The organism is Streptosporangium sp. NPDC003464, from assembly GCF_053588315.1.
Map to the genome: position 1 here is coordinate 1 of NZ_JBSFPS010000111.1, position 22,345 is coordinate 22,345.

Annotated in this window: 22 protein-coding genes; 8 read left to right on the top strand and 14 right to left on the bottom strand. The window is 71.8% G+C overall.

The window, feature by feature from the left end:
* The first annotated feature begins 69 nt into the window (after positions 1–69).
* Both allB and alc read left to right on the top strand, forming a co-directional pair.
* Positions 70–1,521, top strand: a complete 1,452-nt coding sequence (gene allB / locus ACWDS7_RS24050; protein ID WP_451931114.1) for an allantoinase AllB — start codon at positions 70–72, stop codon at positions 1,519–1,521.
* A 43-nt stretch (positions 1,522–1,564) separates the two neighbouring features.
* Entirely contained in the window at positions 1,565–2,527 is a 963-nt protein-coding gene (gene alc / locus ACWDS7_RS24055; protein WP_451931101.1) for an allantoicase, read from the top strand.
* Positions 2,528–2,724: 197 nt separating this feature from the next.
* On the opposite strand, the gene pknB is transcribed toward alc, so the two are convergent.
* From pknB to thiO, 4 genes are all read right to left on the bottom strand, one after another.
* Positions 2,725–4,644 carry a Stk1 family PASTA domain-containing Ser/Thr kinase gene (pknB, locus tag ACWDS7_RS24060; protein WP_451931102.1) on the bottom strand — a complete coding sequence of 640 codons (1,920 nt, stop codon included), beginning with the start codon at positions 4,642–4,644 and terminating at the stop codon, positions 2,725–2,727.
* Between the two features lie 76 nt (positions 4,645–4,720).
* Entirely contained in the window at positions 4,721–5,479 is a 759-nt protein-coding gene (locus ACWDS7_RS24065) for a thiazole synthase (protein WP_306857663.1), read from the bottom strand.
* Positions 5,480–5,484: 5 nt separating this feature from the next.
* A complete protein-coding gene (gene thiS, locus ACWDS7_RS24070) occupies positions 5,485–5,685 on the bottom strand; it encodes a sulfur carrier protein ThiS (protein ID WP_306857664.1) in 201 nt (66 codons plus the stop codon).
* Positions 5,682–6,803: a glycine oxidase ThiO gene (thiO, locus tag ACWDS7_RS24075; RefSeq protein ID WP_451931103.1), complete on the bottom strand. Its 1,122-nt coding sequence runs from the start codon at positions 6,801–6,803 to the stop codon at positions 5,682–5,684. The genes thiS and thiO overlap by 4 nt, the downstream gene beginning before the upstream one ends.
* 330 nt (positions 6,804–7,133) lie before the next feature.
* Between thiO and ACWDS7_RS24080 the strand changes: the two genes are divergently transcribed.
* Genes ACWDS7_RS24080 through thiE form a run of 3 tightly spaced genes read left to right on the top strand, consistent with a single transcriptional unit; the run spans position 7,134 to position 9,349 of the window.
* Positions 7,134–8,306, top strand: coding sequence for an NAD(P)/FAD-dependent oxidoreductase (locus tag ACWDS7_RS24080; RefSeq protein ID WP_451931104.1), 1,173 nt, complete (start codon positions 7,134–7,136; stop codon positions 8,304–8,306).
* A gap of 49 nt (positions 8,307–8,355) precedes the next feature.
* Entirely contained in the window at positions 8,356–8,730 is a 375-nt protein-coding gene (locus ACWDS7_RS24085; RefSeq protein ID WP_306857667.1) for an Rv2175c family DNA-binding protein, read from the top strand.
* Complete coding sequence (gene thiE / locus ACWDS7_RS24090; protein ID WP_451931105.1) at positions 8,708–9,349, top strand: thiamine phosphate synthase; 642 nt, start codon at positions 8,708–8,710, stop codon at positions 9,347–9,349. Before ACWDS7_RS24085 ends, thiE begins: the two co-directional genes overlap by 23 nt.
* A 19-nt stretch (positions 9,350–9,368) precedes the next feature.
* Here thiE and ACWDS7_RS24095 read toward each other — a convergent pair whose 3' ends face one another.
* Positions 9,369–10,436: a polyprenyl synthetase family protein gene (locus tag ACWDS7_RS24095; RefSeq protein ID WP_306857670.1), complete on the bottom strand. Its 1,068-nt coding sequence runs from the start codon at positions 10,434–10,436 to the stop codon at positions 9,369–9,371.
* A gap of 112 nt (positions 10,437–10,548) precedes the next feature.
* Between ACWDS7_RS24095 and metF the strand changes: the two genes are divergently transcribed.
* A complete protein-coding gene (gene metF, locus ACWDS7_RS24100; protein WP_306857671.1) occupies positions 10,549–11,481 on the top strand; it encodes a methylenetetrahydrofolate reductase [NAD(P)H] in 933 nt (310 codons plus the stop codon).
* Positions 11,482–11,537: 56 nt separating this feature from the next.
* On the opposite strand, the gene ACWDS7_RS24105 is transcribed toward metF, so the two are convergent.
* Both ACWDS7_RS24105 and ACWDS7_RS24110 read right to left on the bottom strand, forming a co-directional pair.
* A complete protein-coding gene (locus tag ACWDS7_RS24105; protein WP_451931106.1) occupies positions 11,538–12,104 on the bottom strand; it encodes a GNAT family N-acetyltransferase in 567 nt (188 codons plus the stop codon).
* Between the two features lie 128 nt (positions 12,105–12,232).
* Complete coding sequence (locus tag ACWDS7_RS24110; RefSeq protein ID WP_306857673.1) at positions 12,233–12,712, bottom strand: YbaK/EbsC family protein; 480 nt, start codon at positions 12,710–12,712, stop codon at positions 12,233–12,235.
* A 155-nt stretch (positions 12,713–12,867) separates the two neighbouring features.
* Here ACWDS7_RS24110 and ACWDS7_RS24115 point away from each other — a divergent pair, with 155 nt between their 5' ends.
* Both ACWDS7_RS24115 and ACWDS7_RS24120 read left to right on the top strand, forming a co-directional pair.
* Positions 12,868–13,638 carry a L,D-transpeptidase family protein gene (locus ACWDS7_RS24115; protein ID WP_451931107.1) on the top strand — a complete coding sequence of 257 codons (771 nt, stop codon included), beginning with the start codon at positions 12,868–12,870 and terminating at the stop codon, positions 13,636–13,638.
* Between the two features lie 322 nt (positions 13,639–13,960).
* Complete coding sequence (locus ACWDS7_RS24120) at positions 13,961–14,407, top strand: SAV_6107 family HEPN domain-containing protein (protein ID WP_451931108.1); 447 nt, start codon at positions 13,961–13,963, stop codon at positions 14,405–14,407.
* A 139-nt stretch (positions 14,408–14,546) separates the two neighbouring features.
* On the opposite strand, the gene ACWDS7_RS24125 is transcribed toward ACWDS7_RS24120, so the two are convergent.
* The 7 genes from ACWDS7_RS24125 to ACWDS7_RS24155 form a co-directional block, all read right to left on the bottom strand.
* A complete protein-coding gene (locus ACWDS7_RS24125; RefSeq protein WP_306857676.1) occupies positions 14,547–15,689 on the bottom strand; it encodes a PP2C family protein-serine/threonine phosphatase in 1,143 nt (380 codons plus the stop codon).
* A 217-nt stretch (positions 15,690–15,906) separates the two neighbouring features.
* Complete coding sequence (bldD, locus tag ACWDS7_RS24130) at positions 15,907–16,401, bottom strand: transcriptional regulator BldD (RefSeq protein WP_012889498.1); 495 nt, start codon at positions 16,399–16,401, stop codon at positions 15,907–15,909.
* Positions 16,402–16,672: 271 nt separating this feature from the next.
* Positions 16,673–17,581: a universal stress protein gene (locus ACWDS7_RS24135; RefSeq protein ID WP_451931109.1), complete on the bottom strand. Its 909-nt coding sequence runs from the start codon at positions 17,579–17,581 to the stop codon at positions 16,673–16,675.
* Entirely contained in the window at positions 17,578–19,002 is a 1,425-nt protein-coding gene (locus tag ACWDS7_RS24140; RefSeq protein WP_451931110.1) for an amino acid permease, read from the bottom strand. The genes ACWDS7_RS24135 and ACWDS7_RS24140 overlap by 4 nt, the downstream gene beginning before the upstream one ends.
* Before the next feature lie 97 nt (positions 19,003–19,099).
* Positions 19,100–20,035 (bottom strand): carbamate kinase, encoded by a 936-nt coding sequence (arcC, locus tag ACWDS7_RS24145; protein ID WP_451931111.1) that lies wholly within the window; start codon positions 20,033–20,035, stop codon positions 19,100–19,102.
* 3 nt (positions 20,036–20,038) lie between these two features.
* The gene (gene argF / locus ACWDS7_RS24150; protein WP_306857682.1) at positions 20,039–21,043 is read right to left on the bottom strand and encodes an ornithine carbamoyltransferase; all 1,005 of its coding nucleotides are present in this window, start codon (positions 21,041–21,043) and stop codon (positions 20,039–20,041) included.
* Positions 21,044–21,081: 38 nt separating this feature from the next.
* Entirely contained in the window at positions 21,082–22,326 is a 1,245-nt protein-coding gene (locus tag ACWDS7_RS24155; RefSeq protein WP_306857683.1) for an arginine deiminase, read from the bottom strand.
* Between the last annotated feature and the right edge of the window lie 19 nt (positions 22,327–22,345).

Below are 22,345 nucleotides of genomic sequence, written 5' to 3' on the forward strand. Positions count from 1 at the left end.
CGGGCTTCAGCCGTCGGGCGTTGAAATACCACCGCATCTCGCCGAGGTCGCCGGTGGGCACGCCCGGACCTGGTCATCCGGTCCCGTCGGGCCGTACTGCCCGGGGGCGAGGGCCCGGCTGCGGTGGCCGTACGGCAGGGCAGGATCGCCGGCCTGCACCCCTACGACGCCGTCCTGGACGCCGCCGCCCAGGTCGACCTCGGCGAGGTCGCGCTGCTGCCCGGGCTCGTGGACACCCACGTGCACGTCAACGAGCCCGGGCGGACGCACTGGGAGGGGTTCGCCTCGGCCACCCGGGCCGCCGCGGCGGGGGGCGTCACCACCATCGTGGACATGCCGCTCAACTCGCTGCCGCCGACCGTGAACGTGGCCGCGCTGGCCGCCAAGAAGCGGGCCGCGGCCGGCAAGTGCCTGGTCGACGTGGGCTTCTGGGGCGGTGCGATCCCGGGCAACCTCAGGGACCTCAGGGCCCTGCACGAGGCCGGGGCGCACGGTTTCAAATGCTTCCTGTCGCCGTCCGGGGTGGAGGAGTTCCCGCCGCTGGCGGCCGGGGAGCTGCGGGCGGCCATGGTGGAGATCGCCTCCTTCGACGGCCTGCTGATCGTCCACGCCGAGGACCCGGCGCTGCTCGGCGGCCCGGTGGGCCCCGGCTACCGGGAGTTCCTCGCCTCCCGGCCGGGGGAGTCCGAGCGCCGTGCCGTCGAGCGGGTCGTCGCGCTGGCCGCCGAGACCGGCGTGCGGGCGCACATCCTGCACGTGTCGTCCGCGCTGTGCCTGCAGCCCCTGGCCCGGGCACGGCGGGAGGGCGTCAGGATCACCGCCGAGACCTGCCCGCACTACCTGACGCTGACGGCCGAGGAGGTGCCCTGGGGGGCGACCGAGTTCAAGTGCTGCCCGCCGATCCGGTCGGAGGCCAACCGGGAGGAGCTCTGGCGGGGGCTCGCCGACGGGGTGCTGACCTGCGTCGTCTCCGACCACTCGCCGTCCACCCCGGATCTGAAGGTGCCCGACTTCGCCGCGGCCTGGGGCGGGATCTCCTCCCTCCAGCTCGGCCTGTCGGCCGTCTGGACCGAGGCGTCGCGGCGCGGGTACGGCCTGGGCCAGGTGGTCCGGTGGATGGCGGCCAACCCCGCGGAGCTGGCCGGGCTGGCCGGCAAGGGCGCCATCGCCGTGGGCGGGGACGCCGACCTGGTCGCCTTCGACGCCGACGCCGCCCACACCGTGGACGCGGCCGCCCTGCACCACCGCAACCCGGTCACGCCCTACCACGGCAGGACGCTGCGCGGCGTGGTCCGCGCCACCTGGCTGCGCGGGCAGGCCGTGGGCGACGCCCCCCGAGGAGTCTTCCTGCGGCCCACCCCGGCGCCGGAGCGCCACCGGGGGCGGGCGGCGGCCGTGGAGCGGCTCACGGAACCGGGGCGGGCGGCCGGAGCACCCCTCCCGGAGACGGAACCGGGGCGGGCGGCCGGAGCACCACTCCCGGAGCAGGAGCGCGCCGCCGGGGACCGGAGCGCGCCATGACCATGAGGAGCGCGCCATAACCACAAGTGGAAAGGTTCTTGCCGTGAGTGATTTCACCGCACTGCCCGATCTGGCCCTGCGCACCCTCGGCGGCGCGGTCGTCGCGGCCAGCGACGAGTCCTTCGCCGAACGGGAGAGCCTGATCCGCCCCGGCCGCCCCGGCTTCCAGCACCACACCTTCGGCCCCAAAGGCCAGCTCTACGACGGCTGGGAGACCCGCCGCCGGCGCGAGCCCGGCCATGACTGGGCCATCATCCGGCTCGGCCTGCCCGGTCTCGTCCACGGCATCGTGATCGACACCGCCTGGTTCACCGGCAACTACCCGCCGTACGCCTCCGTCGAGGCCACCGCGGTCGAGGGCCACCCCACGGTCGCCGAGCTGCAGGCCGCCCCCTGGACGCAGCTCGTCCCCAGGAGCGCCCTGCGCGGCGACGCCGAACACCCCTTCCCCGTGACCGACCGGCACCGCCACACCCACCTGCGGCTGAACATCTTCCCCGACGGCGGCGTCGCCCGGCTGCGCGCCCACGGCGAGGCCCGCCCCGACCTGACCCTGTACGAGGGCCTCGGTTTGGACCTGGCCGCGCTGGCCAACGGCGCCCTGGTCACCGACTGCTCCAACGGGTTCTACTCCGCCCCCAACAACGTCATCGCCCCCGGCCTGGCCCGCCACCAGGCCGAGGGCTGGGAGACCGCCCGCCGCCGCGACGGCGGCAACGACTGGCTGCTGATCCGCCTGGCCGGCCCCGGCGTCATCAAGCTCGCCGAGATCGACACGACCAACCTGCTGTTCAACGCCCCCGCCGAGGTCTCCCTGCGCGGCACCGCCGACGGCACCACCTGGACCGAACTGCTGCCCCGCACCCGTCTGCAGCCCGACACCCCGCACCGCTTCCGCATTCACGACGCCCCCGCCCTCACCCATGTCCGGGTGGACATCTACCCCGACGGCGGCCTCGCCCGCGTCCGCCTGCACGGCACCCTCGCCGGAGGCGGGGAAGGCTGATCCGCCGACACGGCCGGCCACCACCGGGCAGGAGGGCAGGCCACCACCGGGCAGGAGGGCAGGCCACCACGGAGCGGGAAGGCCGGTCCACGGGGTGAGAGGGCAGGCCACCATCGGGGTGGGAAGGCCGGCCGCGGATGCGGAAGGACCCGGTCTCCGCCGGAGACCGGGCCCTTGCGCGCCTGGCTACGCCTGGTTCAGTGCCAGAGGGTCACCTCAGTGCCAGGCGGTGCCTGCTGTCCTCCAGGCGGGATCTGGGCCAGGACCACGCCCCGGCCCGGTCCTTTTTTTATTTTCACGCCCATCCCGGCGACGCGCAGCTCCTCCCGAGCCGCCTTGATGTCCTTGAACAGCACGTTGGGGATGATGATGACCTTGTCGTCGGTGGTGTTCTGGTCGTTGTTCTCCCACGGCCAGTGCCATTCGCCGTTGTTGCACTGCGACAGGGTCAGCTTGACGACGGCGCCCTTGTCGATCTCCGCCTTGGGCTGGGGGTCCTGGGCGATGACCGTGCAGGGCTGGGCGGCGTCGGTCTGCTCGACGAACTGGGGGTTGAAGCCCGCGCCGCGCAGGAAGGAGTCGGCCTGGTCGCGGGGCATGCCCTTGACGTCGGGCATGAGCAGGCCCGCGCTCAGTATCAGGTCGACCTTGCTGCTCTCCTTGACCAGGTTGCCCACGGCGGGGCTGGTCCGCATCACCTGGCCGCGCGGCACGGTCTCGCTGGCCTGCTTCCTGACCTTGTTGACGACCAGCCCGGCCTCGGCCAGCTTCGCCCGGGCCTCGGGCTCGCTGATGCCCACGACGTTGGGCACGGCGACCCGCTTGGGCCCCGCCGACTCGATGAGGACCAGCTTGGCCTTCTCCTCGGTCTCGGTGCCCGCCACCGGATCGGTCCGCAGCACGCTGCCCTTGGGCACCTTCTCGTCGTTCTCGGCCTTGCCGATCTCGACGACGAAGCCGAGCCGCCGGGCCTCGCTCTCGGCGATCTTGATGTTCTTGCCGGCCAGCGTGGGCACCGTGAGGGTGGTGGTCTGGGAGAACAGCCAGCCGGTCACCCCGACCGCGATCACCATCACCACGGCCAGCGCGAGCAGGAACCAGTTGGGCCGCGCGCCCTTGCGCGCCCGGGGGGCGGGCGCGGCGGGTTCGGCGACGGGGCTGGTGTACAGCTCCACCCGCGGCTGGATCAGGGTCTGGTTGGCCGGCGCGGGCGCCGCGTCCGGGCCCGGCGGGGGAGCGGCGGGGGCCGACGGCACAGGGCCGCTCTCCCTGGGCAGCATCCGGTGCGCGTCCACCGCGGCGACCAGCAGGGCGGTGGCGTCCGCCGGGCGGGTCGCCGGATCGCGGGCCGTCGCCTGGGCCACCAGCGTGTCCAGCAGCGGCGGGGTGCCGGGCAGGAGCGCCGAGGGCACCGGCACGGTGTCGTGCACGTGCCGGTAGGCCACCGACATCGGGGTGTCGCCCTCGTACGGCTGATGGCCGATGAGGAGCTCGAACAGCATGATCCCGGCCGAGTAGACGTCGCTGCGGGCGTCGGCGGCACCGGAGGTCACCTGCTCGGGCGACATGTAGCCGATGGTGCCGATCATGACGCCCGTCCGCGTCTGGTTGGTCGCCTCGATGGCGCGGGCCAGGCCGAAGTCCACCACCTTGACCCGGCCGTCGTCGCTGAGCAGTACGTTCTCCGGTTTGACGTCCCGGTGGACCAGCCCGGCCTGGTGCGCGGCGCCCAGCGCGGCGAGCACCGGGATCATGACCTCGAGGGCCTCGCGGGCGGGCAGCCTGCCCCGGGCGCGGAGCACGTCGCGCAGGGTCCGCCCCGGCACGTACTCCATCGACAGGTAGACGTTGTCCCCGTCGGTGCCCTGGTCGAAGACATGCACCACGTTGGGGTGCGAAAGGCTGGCCACCGACTTGGCCTCGCCGATGAACCGCCGCACGAACGCGGGGTCCTCGGCGAGGGAGCGGTGCATCACCTTCACGGCGACCGTGCGGTCGAGCCGGATGTCCAGAGCCAGATAGACGGTCGCCATGCCGCCCCGGGCGATCCGGGACTCAACGCGGTAACGCCCGTCGAGGAGTTTCCCGACCAGGGGGTCCGTAAGCGTCGTGTCCACCCGGCTGAGTTTACGGGCGATTTGGCGCCGACAGGGTCCCGGTGTTCCAAACCGATGCCGAGAAGTTGACTGTTTCCTACGGATTCATAGGGGAGGACGCCTCGGCGTAGCGCCGCCGGGGGATCCGCCCCGCCAGCCGGGCCTGACGGCCCGCGACGACCGCCGAGCGCATGGCCTGCGCCATCAGGTCGGGCCGCTGCGCCCGGGTCACCGCCGTGGCCAGCAGCACCGCGTCGCAGCCTAACTCCATCGCCAGGGTCGCGTCACTGGCCGTGCCGATACCGGCGTCCAGGATCACCGGCACCTTCGCCGACTCCACGATGAGCTCGATGTTGTGCGGGTTGCGCACGCCCAGCCCCGAGCCGATCGGCGCGCCCAGCGGCATCACCGCCGCGCAGCCGGCCTGTTCCAGCCTGCGGGCCAGGGCGGGGTCGTCGCCGATGTAGGGCAGCACCACGAACCCGTCGGCCACCAGCCGCTCGGCCGCGTCGAAGGTCTCGATCGGATCCGGCAGCAGGGTGCGCTCGTCGGAGATGACCTCCAGCTTGACCCAGTCGGTCCCCAGGGCCTCCCGGGCCAGCCTGGCGGTCAGCACGGCCTCCCCGGCGGTGAAGCAGCCCGCGGTGTTCGGCAGGACCTTGATGCCGCGCCTGCGCAGCACGTCGAGGACCGAGCCCCGCGCCGACGGGTCCAGCCGCCGCATCGCGACCGTGGTCAGCTCGGTGCCCGAGAGGGCCAGCGCCTGGTCCAGGACCTCCAGTGAGGGCGCGCCCCCGGTGCCCATGATGAGGCGGGAGGAGAACTTCTCCCCGCCGATGATCAGATCGTCGTCCATGCCCGTCAACCTCCCTGTACCGCGGTGAGCACCTCGACCCGGTCGGCCTCGGCGAGCGTGGTGGAGTCCCACGAGCCCCGCGAGACGACCTCGTCGTTCACCGCCACGGCCACGCCGCCGCTGAGCTCGGTCAGCGTCCGTACGGCCTGCGTCACGGTCGCCCCGGCGGGCAGTTCGCGCGCGGTGCCGTTGATGGTCACGTTCATGGGTGCTCCTGGAAGCGCAGTGGCGAGCAGATCGTCGACAGTTCCCCGTCCGCCTCGTCGTCGCAGAGCTCGGCGGTGAGCGGGGCGAGCAGCACCCCACCCCGGTGGTGCCCGGTCGCCATGGACAGGCCGGGCAGGAGGGTGGGGCCGACCAGCGGCAGGTTGTCGGGGGTGCCGGGGCGCAGCCCGGCGACCACGTCGGCGAGCTCCAGCTCCGTCACGCCGGGGACCAGCTCCCGGGCGTCGCGCAGCAGCTCCCACAGTCCCCCGGCGGTCACCCGGGTGTCGAAGCCCATCTCCTCCTGGGTGGCCCCGACGACGAGCTCCCCGTCGCCGCGCGGCACCAGGTAGACGTGCGCGCCGTGCACGACGCCCCGCACGCACCGCTGGAGGATCGGCGCGGGGGAACGCAGCCGCATGATCTGGCCCTTGATCGGCCGCACCGGCGGCAGGACCTCGGGCGGCAGGCCCTCCAGCGCCCCCGACCAGGCCCCGGCCGCCAGGATCACCCGTGCCGCCCCGACGGTCTCGCCGGTCGCCAGCCGTACGCCCGTGACCGCGCCGGCGGCCGTCCGCAGCCCCGTCATCCGGGCGCGCACCAGCGCGCCGCCCCGCCGCTCCAGGGCGGTCAGCAGCGCCCCGGTGACCCTCCTGGGGTCCACCCACGCGTCCGCGCCGGCCAGCAGGCCGCCGCGGACGGACGGCGCGAGCATCGGCTCCAGGCGGCGGCACTCGCGGCCGGTGAGCCGCTCGGCGGGCAGGCCCAGCTTGTCGACGAACACGGCGAGGTCGTCGAGCACCGCCAGGTCGTCGGCGCCGAAGGCGACCTCCAGCGTGCCGTCGGCGCGGTAGTCGAGGTCGTGGCCGCTGTCGGCGGTGAGCTCGGCCGCGAACGCGGGCCATCGCGCCAGGGAGGCCAGGCCCAGCCGGAGGAGGGGCTCCTCGGTGTAGGTGGCCTCGCTGACCGGGGCCAGCATGCCCGCCGCGGCGTGTGAGGCCCCCGAGGCCGGGGCGGGGTCGACCACCGCCACCGTCCGGCCCTGTTTGGCCGCCCGCCAGGCCACCGACAGTCCGACCACGCCCCCGCCGATGACGAGGACGTCGAAACCGTGCGCCATACGTGCTCCGCTCCCTTCGCCGGCATGATCCGGATCAGGTCCGTGGCGGTCGAGGGCCCGCTCGCGGTCGCGTCGGAACGCCGGCGGCCCCGTGCCGTGCCCGCCCGCGCCTGCTGCGCGAGCTTTCCGCACCTCACCTGGCCCACCGCGGTCCTCGTCGCCCGCAGCCCTCCTCTCAGCCCGGTGCGTCCCGGGCTCCCGCGCGTCTTGTTCACTCCCACCCTAAGGGCTTTGGCAACTCCCTCACCGCGCCGAATGTGCGGTAAATACCGTTTTCGTTATCAAACCGCGTTGGTAGCGGGTCGGCCCGGCCGCTTAGGCTCGTGAGTTGTGAATCATGTCGTGGTGGTTGGCGCCGGCCTGGCCGGCGTTCGGAGTGTCGAGGCGTTACGGGCCCGCGGGTTCGGCGGCACGATCACGTTGCTCGGTGAGGAGGCGCACCGGCCCTACGACCGCCCGCCCCTGTCGAAGAGCGTCCTGCTGGGCGAGACCGACTCCACGATCGTCGACTCCGACCTGGACGCCCTGGAGGTCGACTTCCGCGCGGGCGTGGCCGCCAAGGGGCTGCGCGAGGGCGTGGTGGAGACCACCGAAGGGGAGCTGGCCTACGACGGGCTGGTCATCGCCACCGGGGCGCGCCCGATCCGGCTGCGCGGCGACGGCGCCCAGCACGTGCTGCGCACCATCGACGACGCGCTCGAACTGCGCGCCCTGCTCACCGCCGGCACGAAGGTCGCCGTCATCGGCGCGGGCTGGATCGGCGCCGAGGTCGCCACCGCCGCCCGCAGGGCCGGCTGCGAGGTGACCGTCGTCGAGGCCGCCGCCGTCCCGCTGAGCGCCGCCCTGGGCGCCGTGGGCGCGCACACCGCCTCCTGGTACGGCCAGGCGGGTGTGGACCTGCGGCTGGGCACCGCGGTCGCCTCCGTGGACCAGGGCGGCCTGACCCTGGCCGACGGCTCCGCGGTCGAGGCCGACGTGGTCGTCACCGGCGTCGGGGTGCGGCCCGCGGTCGAGTGGCTGGCCGGCTCCGGCGTCGAGCTCGGCAACGGGGTCGTCACCGACGAGCACCTGCGCACCTCGCTGCCCGGCGTCGTCGCCGTGGGCGACTGCGCGGCCTGGTGGTCGCGCCGCTACGGCCGCCGCATGCGGGTCGAGCACTGGGACACCGCGCTGGGCGCCCCCGACGTGGCCGTGGCCGCGCTCCTGGGCGAGGAGGCGGTCTACGACCCGGTGCCCTATTTCTGGTCCGAGCAGTTCGGTCACATGGTGCAGTACGCCGGCCACCACGACGGCGAGCGGCTGGTCCTGCGCGGAGACCCGGCCACCGACGCCAGGTGGGGGGTCTGCTGGGTGTCGGAGGACGACAGGCTCACCGCGGTGCTCGCGGTCAACCGTCCCCGGGACCTGGTCCAGGGCCGCCGCCTCATCGAGCGCGGGCAGCGCCTCGACGTCGGCCGTCTGGCCGACCCTGCGGTAGCGTTGCGCGACTGTACTGCGGCGTAACCTCGCCGCCGGTGTTTGGCGAAAGGCCCGATGTGGTAGTGGTGGATTCGTGACGCTTTCTGTTGCGCAGATCGACCGGGAGACCGACGAGCTGGTGGGCGAGTGGCTCACCCTGACCGAGGTGGCCAGGCGGCTCAACCTCAGTGCCGGTCGTGCCAAGCAACTTCTCAAGGACCGCAAGCTCATCGGAGTGAGACGGGGAGGTGGCGAGCCCCAGGTCCCCGCCGCCTTCCTCGGCGCCGACGACGTCGTCAAGGGCCTGCCGGGCACGCTCACCGTGCTGCTCGACGCCGGATACAACGACGTCGAGTCGCTCCGCTGGCTGTTCACCCCGGACGAGACCCTGCCGGGTTCACCGGTGGACGCGATCGTCGCGGGCCGCCATACCGAGGTCAAGCGGCGTGCCCAGGCCCTCGGTTTCTGAGGCCCGCCTCTACCTGTGCACCGACGGGCGCCGCGATCGGGGGGATCTCGCCGATTTCCTCGACGCGGCCCTCGCGGGCGGGGTCGACATCGTGCAGCTCCGCGAGAAGGGCCTGGAGGCGCGCGAGGAGCTGGAGCTCCTTGAGGTCTTCCGCGCGGCCTGCGACCGCCACGGCAAGCTGCTGGCGGTCAACGACCGGGCGGACATCGCCTACGCGGCCCGTCCCGACGTGCTCCACCTCGGCCAGGACGACCTGCCGGTGCCGGTCGTGCGCGACATGCTCGGCGACGACATCCTCATCGGGCGTTCCACTCACGCCGACGAGGAGGCGTCCGCCGCGGCGGTCGAGCCCGGCGTCGACTACTTCTGCTGCGGCCCGATCTGGCCCACGCCCACCAAGCCCGGGCGGCCGGCCCCGGGGCCCGGCCTGCTGCGGCACGCCGCGTCCCTGGACACCGACCGGCCCTGGTTCGGCATCGGCGGCATCGACCTCACCAACCTGGAGGAGGTCATGTCGTACGGCGTGCGCCGGGTCGTGGTCGTGCGGGCGATCACCGAGGCCGACGACCCGAAGGCGGTCGCCGCGGAGTTCCAGCGGCGGCTGACCGCCTCGGGCTGACCGCCCCGGCCGGCCGGGGTCAGGTGCGGCGCGCCGTCGCGGCCACGGCCAGATCGGCCAGGGCCGCGCGGGCCTCCGCGGTGATCGGGGCGTCGTCCAGCGAGCCCAGGGCGTCTTCGAGATAGCCCTTGATCATGTCCTCGCAGGCGACGAGCGCCCCGGTCTCCTCGATGATCTGGCGCAGCCGGTCGACCCCGGCCGAGTCCAGCGCCGGGTCGCCGAGGGTGGCGCGCACCGTCTCGGCCTGCGCCGCGGAGGCCGCGGCGAGCGTGCGGGCGATGAGCATCGTCCGCTTGCCCTCCCGCAGGTCGTCGCCGGCGGGCTTGCCGGTCTCGGCCGGGTCGCCGAAGACGCCGAGGATGTCGTCGCGGAGCTGGAAGGCGATGCCCACGCACCGGCCGTACTCCTCGCAGAGGCGGTCGATCCACGGGGCGCGCTCACGCGCGGCCAGCACCAGGCCGAGCCGGAGCGGCTGCTCCACCGAGTATTTGCCGCTCTTGAAGAGGGCGACCCGCAGCGCGCTGTCGAAGGTGTTCTCGCCGTGGGCCTGCTCCAGCAGGTCCAGATACTGGCCGCACATCAGCTCGGTGCGCATGTGGTCGTGGACCTGCTGGGCCGCCGCCAGCGAGGCGGGCGGCAGGCCGCTGCCGCGCCACATCTCGCCGGACCAGATGAGCATCAGATTGCCCAGCAGGATGGCCGCGCCCTCGCCGAACTGCTCCGCCGATCCGTGCCAGCCGGCCTTCTCGTGCAGCGCCTGGAACCTGCGGTGCGCCGACGGCATGCCCCGGCGCAGGTCGCTGGCGTCCATCACGTCGTCGTGCACGAGGGCGCTGGCCTGCAGGAGCTCGAGCGACGCGGCGGCGGTGAAGAGCGCCGGGTCGTCGCCGCCGCCCGCGCCGCGCCAGCCCCAGTAGCAGAACGCCGGACGCAGCCGCTTGCCGCCCGCCAGGAACTCCTCGGCGGCGGAGATGAGAGGAGCCAGCTCGGGGGCGCTGACCTGAGGACGCTGCCGCTCGACGAACTCTTTGAGAGAACGATCCACTTCAAAGCGGATGATGTCGAGCGCGGCGGCGGAAGTGGTCATGCACTGACATTATCTGGCCCGACCGACGGCTCCTATCTGTAGAGGTGGGTGTTTCGTCCCATGAGCATGATTGCGGGGGGTCAGCCGGCCGGGTGCCCAGTACCCTAGGGACATGGCTCTGGGTCGCCCGTCAATCCTTCCCGACCGCGTGCCCACCGTCCGCGAGCTCCTCGCCGCCGGTGGCCGGTCGTTCTCCTTCGAGTTCTTCCCGCCGAAGACCGACGAGGGCGAGCGGCAGCTCTGGCGCGCCATCCGGGAGCTGGAGGCGCTGCGCCCCACGTTCGTGTCGGTCACCTACGGCGCCGGCGGCGGCACCCGCGACCGCACGGTCGAGATCGTCGAGCGGCTCGCCCACGAGACCACGCTGACCCCGGTCGCCCACTTCACCGCCGTCAACCACTCCATCCGCGAGCTGCGCCACCTGGTGGGCCGCTTCGCCGGGGCGGGCGTGCGCAACATCCTCGCCGTGCGGGGCGACCCGCCCGGCGACCCGACGGGGGAGTGGGTGCGCCACCCCGAGGGCGTGCTCTACGCCGAGGAGCTGGTCCGGCTGATCCGCCAGGCCGGCGACTTCTGCGTCGGCGTGGCCGCCTTCCCCTACAAGCACCCCAGGTCGGGATCGGTGGAGACCGACACCGAGCACTTCGTGCGCAAGTGCCGGGCGGGCGCCGACTACGCGATCACCCAGATGTTCTTCCGGGCCGACGACTACCTGCGGCTGCGCGACCGGGTGGCGGCCCAGGGCTGCGACACCCCGATCATCCCCGGCATCATGCCCGTCACGCAGATGAGCACGATCGTCCGCTCCGAGCAGCTGTCCGGCGCGCCGTTCCCGGCCGAGGTGGCGGCACGGTTCGAGGCCGTCGCCGACGACCCGGCCGCGGTGCGACGGCTGGGCGTCGAGCACGCCGCCGAGCTCTGCCAGACGCTGCTCGACGAGGGCGTGCCCGGGATCCACTTCATCACCTTCAACCGCTCCAGCGCGACGCGCGAGGTCTTCCAGGCCCTCGACCTGGCGCCGGAGCGGAGCAGGCTGGCCGTCTAGCGCCGTGACCGGGGGCGGCGGGCGCCCGGCGCGCCCACGACGCGCGGCCGTCGCCGTCAGGAGTCCTCGGCGGTCTGTTCCCTGAGCGGGAGCACGGCCCCGAGGATCGCGTAGCGCTCGTAGCCGCCGGGGAAGACGAACTGGGTGAGCAGGTCCACGAAACCGGCGCTGCGGTAGAGGTGCCGGGCCGCGGTGGGCTGGTCGCGGGTGGACAGCACGGCGGTGCGCTCCGGCCGGCCGGCGCACATGCCGACGACGAGCGCCCGGCCGATGCCCTTGCCGTGATAGTCGGGGTGGACGTGGATCTCGGCGAGCTCCAGGGCGTCGCCGAGCCAGCCACGTGCGCTCCCCTCGCCGTTGCGCTCCGCCATGGCCCGGTGGACGACGTCGTGCCACCACTGCCCGGGGACCCCGTGGAAGCCGTAGGCCAGACCCACCGGAGTCCCGTCGGAGCGCTCGGCGAACAGGCAGGCGAACCCCGGATGGAGGGCGTGGTTCCCCATGATCGTCCTGCGGCCGGGGAGCTGGTCGACCGGCGGGTTCATCGCCGCGGTGTAGATCTCCAGGACCGCGTCCAGCCGAGTGGTGAACTCATCGGGGCCGACCCGTCGCAGTCCGATCACGCCACGCACCCTAGCAGGGCAGACGTCGCCGGGGATGTCGAAAGGGGTGTAAGCGGTGTTTAGTATTTTTCATAAAATTACTAGAGCGCTTTTTGCCGGAGAACCGGCCGCGGGACCCCGGGCGGCGGTCATCGTTCCACCTCCACCGGGGTGCCGCCGGTGATGCGGACCAGCTCGGCGAAGGTGATGGGGAAGACCGTGTGCGGGTGGCCGGCGGCGGCCCAGACGGTCTCGTGCCGGTCGAGCCAGACGTCGACCAGCGTCCTGAGCGGTGCGGGGTGGCCGATCGGGGCGACGCCGCCGATGACCTGGCCGGTGGCGGCGCGCACGAAGTCCGGGGCGGCCCGCCGCACCTTCGCCGCGCCGACCGTCTCGGCGATCAGGTCGGTGTCCACCCGATGGGCGCCGCTGGTGAGCACCAGCAGCGGGTCTCCGTCGGCGTCGAAGACCAGGCTGTTGGCGATGGCGCCGACCTCGCAGCCGAGCTGCGCGGCGGCGGTCACGGCGGTCGGGGTGGCCTCGGCGAACACGACGATCTCGCCGGTGACGCCGTGCTCCTCCAGGACCGCGGCGACCTTCTCGATGTTGGGATGCAACTTTTCTGGCACGCGGCCACTCTAAACAGATTGACCATTGATTGCCGCTTCATCACCTCTGGCTGAGACAGGCGGTTCATACGTTATGGTCCCTTGGTTCAGGCACCGGTGAGATGAGGGGATGATTTCAGGTGGGGGTTGAACGGCAGCTCGGAGTGGCTGCGCTTATGACGGCGGGGGCCGTGCTCGTCGCCTCGCTCGGCTCGGTCGGCGTCGCGAACGCCCAGCCCGTGACCCCGGCGGCCCCGGCCGTCGTGGCGCAGGCCGGCGCGCAGGCCGCGGCGCCCGAGTTCGTCGCGCCCGGCAAGACGCTCAAGATCGGCGCCAAGGGCAACGAGGTCAAGGTGCTCCAGGGCCGGTTGAAGGAGCTCGGCTACGCGCCCGGCAAGATCGACGGCCGGTACGGCGGGGCCACCCAGGCCGCGGTCTGGGCCTTCCAGAAGGTCAACGGCATCTCGCCGACCAGCACCGTGGCGAGCAGGACCTGGAACGCCCTGGAGGCGCCCAAGGCGCCGAAGGTGCTGGTGCCCGGCGGCAAGCCGACCCGGGTCGAGATGAACCTCGCCAAGCAGGTCATGGTCCTCTACGTCAACGGGCAGGTGAAGCTGATCAGCCACACCTCCTCCGGCAGCGGGATCCCCTACTGCGAGACGGCGAACTGGAACGGCAAGGTCCAGCGCTTCTGCGGCGATGCCCGCACGCCGACGGGTGACTACAAGACGACCTGGCGCAGGAGCGGCTGGCACAAGTCCTACCTCGGCCAGCTCTACAACCCGATCTTCTTCAACGGCGGCATCGCCTTCCACGGCGCGCTGTCGGTGCCGCTGGCCCCGGCCTCGCACGGCTGCGTCCGGCTCCCGATGAACGTGGCGGGGATGCTCCCCGGCCTGCTGGGCAAGAACGTGCCGGTGCACGTGCGCGGCAAGTTCGTCCGATAGCCGCAGGTCGAAGCCCCGGGAGATCCTGATCTCCCGGGGCTTTGCCGTCCCCGCAGGGATCGAACCTTTGTTCGTCGCTTTACTTGACACTACGAGTGATCGAATTTATGTTCGATGCAATGACGTGAAACTCGCGGATCACGTCCAGGGTGGTCGACCATGCCCACGCCGTCGTCGCGGACGGCCGGGCCCGGTCGGGACGGACGGGGAGAGGGGAAGCTCCTCGTCCGGCCGCCCGGGGAATTTGTCGGTGGGGTCTGCGAGTGTTGACACCACCGGTGATGACGCCGGGAGCCGCTTGCGACCTAGGAGGCTGAAGCACATGACCCCTCGGCCCAGCGATCCCGGCGGGCCCCGGCTGTCGACCACAGCGCGGGCGCACCTGGCCGATGCCCGTGACTGCCTGGAAGAGGCGGCCGCCGCACGGACCCCCGCCACCCGTTACGTCGCCGCCCACCTGGCGGCCCTCAGGGCGGCCGCCGCCGTCCTCGCCGCCCGGCCACGCCCCATGGACGGCCGCAGGCGCCGGCTGCGCAGCGCCTGGGAGCTGCTGCCCGAGGCCGAGCCCCGGCTCGCCGACTGGGCGCCCTACTTCGAGATCAGCGCGACCAAGCGGGCCGCCGCCGAGGCCGGGATGACCCGCATGGTCTCGGCGCGGGACGCCGAGGAGCTGATCTCCGAGGCGGAGCGGTTCGTCACCGCGGTGGAGAGCCTGCTCGGCGTGCCCACCCAGCCCGCACTCCCCGGCCGCGTCCCCCTCGCCGGCTAGCGCCCCGGCCCGCCGTCCGGCCGGCGTTCCCGCCTGCCGGCGTTCCCACGGGGGCGCACTGTCTGCGTACCCGCCCGTCGGCGCACCCGCCTCCGTCCGGCGGTCCTCCTCGGCGTCCGGCGCAGGCCGATCGGGCCGATCAGGCCGCCGAGGAGGCCGAGGAGGTCGCCTGGCGGGCCGCGCGGTGGCGCAGCAGGAGCATGGCGGCGTCGTCGCCCAGCGGGCGGCCCACATGGCGCAGCAGGTCGGCGCGGAGGGCGTCCAGGGCGAGCTGCGGGTCGGCGCCGTTCAACAGGTGCGCCCTGGCCGGGAGCGGATAGAACTGGCCCGCTCCGTTGCGCGCCTCGATGACCCCGTCGGTGTAGAAGAGGACCTGGTCCCCCGGCTCGAACGGGATCTGGTGCGGCACCGGCTCGCCGGCCTTCAGCGGGCCCATGCCCAGGGGGAGCGCCTCGTCCGGGGGATCGGCGAACCAGTGCCCGCCGCCGGAGCCGAGCACCATGGGCGGCGGATGACCGCAGTTGATCACAGTGATCGAGGCGCCGCCGGTGATCTCGGCGAGTATGGCGGTGACGAACTGCTCGCCGGACAGCTCCCGGGTCAGGGCGTTCTCCAGCCGGGCCACCAGGCCCTGGAGCTTCGCCTCGTCGTGGGCGGCCTCCCGGAAGGCGCCCAGCACCACCGCGGCGGTCTCCACGGCCTCCAGGCCCTTGCCCTGGACGTCTCCCACGATGATCCGCACCCCGTGCGGGGTGGTCACCACCTCGTACAGGTCACCGCCGATCCTGGCCTCGGCGGTGGCCGAGGTGTAGGAGACGGCCACGCCGATCTCCGGCCCGGCCCGGCGCGGCACCGGCCGCAGCAGCACCCGCTGGGCCGCCTCGGCCACCGAGCGGACGTCGGCGAGCTGCCGCTCGTGGCGGAGCCGTCCGGCGCTGGCCAGCACGCTGGCCATGGTGACGCCGAGGATGGCGCCCATGGTGATGTTGGTGCGGGAGGTCCAGAGGATGTCGTTGTAGAGGCCGAGCGCGACGCACAGGGCCAGGGCGATCACGCCGACCACCGTGGTCCGGGCCAGCCCGCAGGCCACGCTGGCGAAGGCCGGCCCCAGGGCCAGCAGGGGCAGGAGACCGGCCGTCGGGCCGGAGCCGAAGTCGATCAGGGCCACCACGGCCATGACGATGAAGGGGAGCAGCTTCAGGGTGTCCTGGGTCCTGCTGCCTCCGACGGAGGTCAGCAGCCTCAGGAACGCGCGGGTCTTGGTCGACCCCAGTGACGCCATGAGGGCGTCGCGGCGGCTTCTCGGGCGACGCTGAGAGTGATCATGCCGACCATCTCCCCCTGCCATGTCCACCACATCTCGTTAAATGCCATGTTTGCCTTTTCCTACCACAGGGATGGTCATCCGTGGCGCGATGCGGGCGATGTTCTAACGAGAGGGCGAGATTTCCCGGTGGGTGGGTGCGCCGGCCCCGGCGCACCCACAGCCGGACGGATCGTCAGAAGGACTCGACGGCGCGGCGCGCCTCGGGGTCCAGGACGCCCCAGTTGATGAGCTCCTCGGTCAGCTCGGTGGGGGACTTGTCATAGATCACGGCAAGGGAGCGCAGGTCCTCCTGGCGGATGGACAGCACCTTGCCGTTGTAGTCGCCACGCTGGCTCTGGATCGTGGCCGCGTAGCGGGCGAGCGCGCCGGCCTTCTCCTTGGGGAGCTGGGCAAGACGCTCAAGGTCGATCACAAGCTTCGGCGTCGGGCCGAGCGGGCTGGGCGCGGCGCCACCCGGCAGCAACTCCGAGACCGGAACCCCGTAGAAGTCGGCCAGTTCGGCAAGCTTCTGCACCGTCACGGCGCGGTCCCCGCGCTCGTAGGAACCGACGACGACCGCCTTCCAGCGTCCACGGGACTTCTCTTCGACTCCGTGCAGGGACAGGCCCTGCTGGGTGCGGATGGCGCGGAGTCGTGCACCCAGCGACTTGGCGTACTCAGACGGCATCGTATTGGCCCCCCGGCTCTGTTATGTACTGCTTTCACTTGATTGTGCTCCCTCGCAACATATGCCCCAACCACCGGATTGATGCCTGGGGTAGGCACCTTCGGTGACCGGAGCGCCGGGGTTTACCCGATAACGCCGCGAGGTGTGGTTACGGACAGTGACGGTAAAGCTGTGGACGCCTAAGGTCAAGCTGATTGGAAAAAAGATGCCGAATCCGATCCGGTGTGCTCCTCCTCAAACGCCGTACTTGTCCACTCCGGACAGTGAATCATCAGGGTTTCCCCTGCTTGCTACCGGATCCGGGCTTCTGGGGCGGGTTCCGGGGCAACATCATCACCGGGCACGGCGCTGCGCGTATGATCTTCGACGAGACGTCGCCGAGGAAGACCCGGCGCAACGGCCCCGTTTCGCTGGAGGCGCAGATCAGCATCGCCCCCTCGCAGTCGGTGCCGCCGAGCGCCGCCGCCACGTTCCGGCCCTCCAGCACCTCCACCTCCACCTGCACGCGCCGGTGCCCGCGCGCGGCCTCCTGGAGGTCGGCCGCGACCTTCTCCCGGAGCCGGTGGAGCACCTCCTCTGCCATCTTCGCCTGCCGCCCGCCGCTGACGACCAGAGTGATCAGGCGCAGCGGCAGGCCCATCTGCGTGGCGATCGTGACGGCCTGCCGCACCGCCTCGTCGGAGGCGGGGTCGCGCCGGTAGGCCACGGTCAGCCGTCCGAGCTTGGGCGGGGGCTGCTCGCCGTACCCCTTGGGCGCCAGGGCCACGGGCACGGGGGAGGCGTGCAGGAGCTGGTCGGCGGTGCTGCCCAGGCGGATGCGGCCCCGGACGCCTCCGGGGGCCGAGCCGATGACCACCACGTCGGCCCTGATCCTGCCGGCGAGCTGCACCAGACCGCGCCCGCTGCCCCGGTTGCCGTGCAGGACGTAGTCGATCGGCACGTCGCGCACCTCCGACAGCAGCCGCCGCGCCTGGGCGATGGTCAGCTCGGCCTCCTCCAGCACGTACGCCCGCCACTCGGCGTCGATCTTGCCGGGGCCCGGGGTGGTCCAGGCGGGGGCGTGCACGTAGGCCACCGTCAGGCGGGCCCCGGTCTGCCTGGCCAGCGCCAGGGCCAGCATCAGCCCGTCCTTGCCGCGCGACTCGGGGACGAACCCGGAGAGGACATGCTCGATCTTCATCGGAGGCTCCGGTTGAGACGGGAGTGGCGGTAGCCGTACAGGAAGTAGGCCAGGAGGCCGACCAGCATCCAGAGCGCGAAGGCCAGCCAGGTGATCCCCGCCAGCCCGAGCATCACGATGACGCAGAAGATCACGCCGAGGACCGGGGTGATCGGGAAGAGCGGCGTCTTGAAGCTGCGGGGCAGGTCGGGACGGGTACGGCGGAGCACGAGCACGCCGACGTTGACGATGGCGAAGGCGAACAGGGTGCCGATGCTGGTGGCCTCGGCGAGCTGGCCCAGCGGGATGAACCCGGCGAGCACGGAGACGAACAGGGCCACGATGAGCGTGTTGGCCACCGGGACCTGGCGGCGCGGGTCCACCTTCTCGAAGATCCTCGGGATCAGGCCGTCGCGTGCCATCGCGAACAGGATGCGGGTCTGGCCGTACAGCACGGTGAGGACCACGCTGGCGATGGCGATGACCGCGCCGAAGGAGATGATGAGGCCCGGCCAGGTGGCGCCGGTGGCCCGGTCGGCGATCAGCGCCAGGCTGGCCTCGGTGCTCTCGGGGTCGAACTGCTGCCACGGCATGGCGCCGACGGCGGCCAGGGCCACCGCCACGTAGACGAGCGTGACGATGCCGAGCGAGAGGATGATCGCCAGGGGGAGGTCGCGCTTGGGGTTCTTCGCCTCCTCGCCGGCGGTCGAGGCCGCGTCGAAGCCGATGTAGGAGAAGAAGACCTGCGAGGCGGCGGCGGTGATGCCGGCGATGCCCAGCGGGGCGAAGGGCGTCAGGTTGCCCGTGCTGAAGGCGGTGAAGGCCACGACGCAGAAGAACACGAGCACCGCGATCTTGATCAGCACGAAGACCGCGTTGGCGGTGGCGCTCTCGGAGGCGCCGCGCAGCAGCAGCCAGGTGGCGAGCAGGACGATCACGATGGCGGTGAGGTTGAACACGCCGCCCTGCTGGCCGGGGGAGTGGGTGATGGAGTCCGGCAGCTGCCAGCCGAACAGGTCCCGGAAGAAGTGGTTGAGGTATTCGCCCCAGCCGACCGCCACCGCCGCCACCGAGACGGCGTACTCCAGCATCAGGCACCAGCCGCACACCCACGCCACCAGCTCGCCCAGGGTGGCGTAGGCGTAGGAGTAGGACGAGCCCGAGACGGGGATCGTGCCGGCCAGCTCGGCGTAGGACAGGGCGGAGAACAGGGCGGTGATCGCCGCCAGTACGAAGGAGGCCACCACCGCGGGGCCCGCCTTGGGCACGGCCTGGCCGAGGATGACGAAGATGCCGGTGCCGAGCGTGGCGCCGACGCTGAAGAGGGTGAGCTGCCACAGGGTCATGGTCCGGCGCAGCTCGCCGCCCTCGCCGTGGCCGCCCTCGGCGACGATCTCGTCGGCGGGCTTGGTGCGGAACAGCCGATGCGCCACGGAAGCCATGTCTTGTTCCCTCTCGACTGGGCCTGTGTGGTGATGATCCGTCGTTGCGGGGGGACCGACCAGTCTCCGGCCGCCCTGACGCGGGCCGGGCGCCTGATCAGAGTGTGCTGGCCAGCGGCCAGGTGGCGTTGGGGGTGACGATCGTGCCCGCCTCCCCTTCCAGGATCTGCCCGGCCTCGTCCAGTCTGCCGATCGCGGCCATGTCGCCGGTGGTCTCCACGAAGCGGCAGGCGGCCTCCACCTTGGGCCCCATCGAGCCGGCCGGGAACTCCTCGGCGCGTAGCTGGTAGGGGGTGGTGTGGGCGATCTCCTCCTGCCGCGGGGTGCCGAAGTGCCTGGCCACCCGTGGCACGTCGGTCAGCATCATGAAGACGTCCGCCTCCAGCGCCTCGGCGAGCACCGATCCGGTGAGGTCCTTGTCGATGACCGCCTCGACGCCCTGGAGCTGGCCCTTGTCGTTGCGGATGACCGGGACGCCGCCGCCGCCCGCGCAGATCGTCAGGATGTCGTCGCGGATCAGGCGGCGGATCAGCCGGGTCTCCACGACCCGCTGCGGGGCGGGGGAGGGGACGACCCTGCGCCAGTGGCGCCCGTCCTGCTTGACCGTCCAGCCGTACTCGCGGGCCAGCTTCTCGGCCTCGTCCTGGTCGTAGACCTCGCCGACGAACTTGGTCGGGTTCTCGAAGGCGGGGTCCACCGCGGAGACGAGCGTCTGGGTGACCAGCGCCGCGACCTGCCGGCCGGGCAGCGCGTTCTGCAGCGCCTGGAGCATCCAGTAGCCGATCATGCCCTGGGTCTCGGCGACGATCGTGTCGAGGGGGTAGGGCCTGGTCAGGTTGGGGTCCTGGGTGCTCTCCAGCGCCAGCACGCCCACCTGCGGGCCGTTCCCGTGCGTGATGATCAGCTCGTGCCGCTCGGCCAGCTTGGCCAGCGACGTGACCGACAGGCGCAGGTTCTCCTGCTGGGTGTCGGCGTCGGGTCTCTCACCGCGCCGCAGCAGCGCGTTGCCTCCGAGGGCCACCAGGACGCGCATCGGTCAATCCCCCAGGGTGGCCACCATGATGGCCTTGATGGTGTGGAGCCGGTTCTCGGCCTGGTCGAAGACGATCGAGCGCGGTGACTCGAAGACCTCCTCGGTGACCTCCAGCGCCTCGTGGCCGGTCTTCTCGAACAGGTCCTCGCCGACCCTGGTCTCCCGGTTGTGGAAGGCCGGCAGGCAGTGCATGAACCTCACCCCCGGGTTCCCGGTGGCCTTCACCGTCTCCGCGTTGACCTGGTACGGCATGAGCAGCTCGATGCGCTCGTCCCACACTTCCTTGGGCTCGCCCATGGACACCCACACGTCGGTGTAGAGGAAGTCCACGTCCTTGACGCCCTTGGCCACGTCGTCGGTGACGGTGACCGTGGCGCCGGTCCGCGCGGCGAGGTCCCTGGCCGGTCTGACGACGCTCTCCTCGTCCGGCCAGAGCTCCCTGGGCGCCACCGTCCGCACGTCCATGCCGAGCATCGCGCCGGTGACCAGCAGCGAGTGGCCCATGTTGTTGCGGGCGTCGCCGAGGTAGGCGTAGGAGACGTCGTGCAGGGGCTTGTCGCTGTGCTCCTGCATGGTGAGCATGTCGGCGAGCATCTGCGTGGGGTGCCATTCGTCGGTGAGGCCGTTCCAGACGGGCACGCCCGAGTAGGCCGCGAGCTCCTCGACGTACGCCTGCCTGCTCCCGCGGTACTCGATGCCGTCGAACATCCGGCCCAGGACCCGCGCGGTGTCCTTCACCGACTCCTTGTGGCCCATCTGGGAGCCGCTCGGGTCGAGGTAGGTGACGTGGGCGCCCTGGTCGTGGGCGCCGACCTCGAAGGCGCACCGGGTGCGGGTGGAGGTCTTCTCGAAGATCAGCGCGATGTTCTTGCCGGTGAGCCTCGGGATCTCGGTCCCGGCGTACTTGGCGGCCTTGAGGTCGGCCGACAGCCTGATCAGGAACCTGAACTCGTCGGGTGTGAAGTCGAGCTCCTTCAGGAAGCTGCGGTCGCGCAGGTTGAATGCCACCGGTGTCCCCCCTCGTGTCCCCGTGACGATGAAGCGGGTCAGATGCCGTCGCGTTCGAGCGGGCAGCTCATGCAGCGCGGGCCGCCCCGGCCCCGGCCGAGCTCGCTGCCCGCGGTGGTGATCACTTCGATGCCGTTGTCGCGCAGGTAGTTGTTGGTGGTGGTGTTGCGCTCGTAGGCGACGACGACGCCGGGTTCGACGGCCAGGACGTTGCAGCCGTCGTCCCACTGCTCCCGCTCGGCGGCGTAGACGTCCTGGGTGGGGGTGAGGACCTTGATGTCGTCCAGGTCGAGGGCGCGGGCGATGGCCTTGTGCATGTCCTCGGCGGGGTGATCGGTGATCTTGAGTTCCTTCTCGGTGTCGCCGGGCTCGACGGTGTAGGAGGGCAGCATGCCCAGGCCGGCGTATTTGGTGAACACGCCGACGTCCACGTTCGTCATCACGGTGTCCAGATGCATGAACGCCCGGGCCTTCGGCATGTTCAGCGCGACGATCTTCTTGGCCGACCCCCGGGCGAACAGGCTCCGCGCGAGCATCTCCACCGCCTGGGGCTGGGTGCGCTCGCTCATCCCGACGAGCACCGCGTCGCGGCCGATGACGAGCACGTCGCCGCCCTCGATGGTGGCCGGCGCCGCCGCCAGGCCGGGCATCCAGACGTTGTAGCCGTCCGGCCCGGGCCTGTCGTAGCCGGCGGCGAACATCGGGTGGTAGCGGTAGACGGCCTCGTAGTTCACGGTCTCGTGCTGGCGGGCCTTCTTCTTCATGGCGTTGATGGAGACGCCGTCGTAGATCCAGCACGAGGTGTCGCGGGTGAACATGTGGTTGGGCAGCGGCGGCAGGATGAAGTCGTCGTACTCCAAGGTGTGGAAGGCCAGGCTCTTGGGGTCGGTGCCCCGCTCCAGCAGCTCGCGTTTGGTGATGCCCCCGGTGAGGTACAGCTGGAGCGTCGCGGCGTCCATCGCGTCGAAGGCGTTGCGGAGGGCGTCGACGGCCATCGGCCCGAAGTAGCGCTCGTCGACGACGCTGTCCAGGATGTGCTTGCGGGCGTCGGGGATGTCGATCGTCTCGCGCAGCAGGTCGTCCAGCATGTGGACGGTGACGCCGCGCCCGCGCAGCACCTGCTGGAACTGCTCGTGCTCCTCCACCGCGCGTTGCACCCACAGCACGTCGTCGAAGAGGAAGTCGTCCTTGTTGGTGGGGGTGAGGCGCTTGAGCGCCAGTTCGGGCTTGTGCAGCAGGACCTGGCGGAGCCTGCCCACCTCGGAGCCGACATGAAAGGTCATCTCTCGTCTCCTTCGCCGT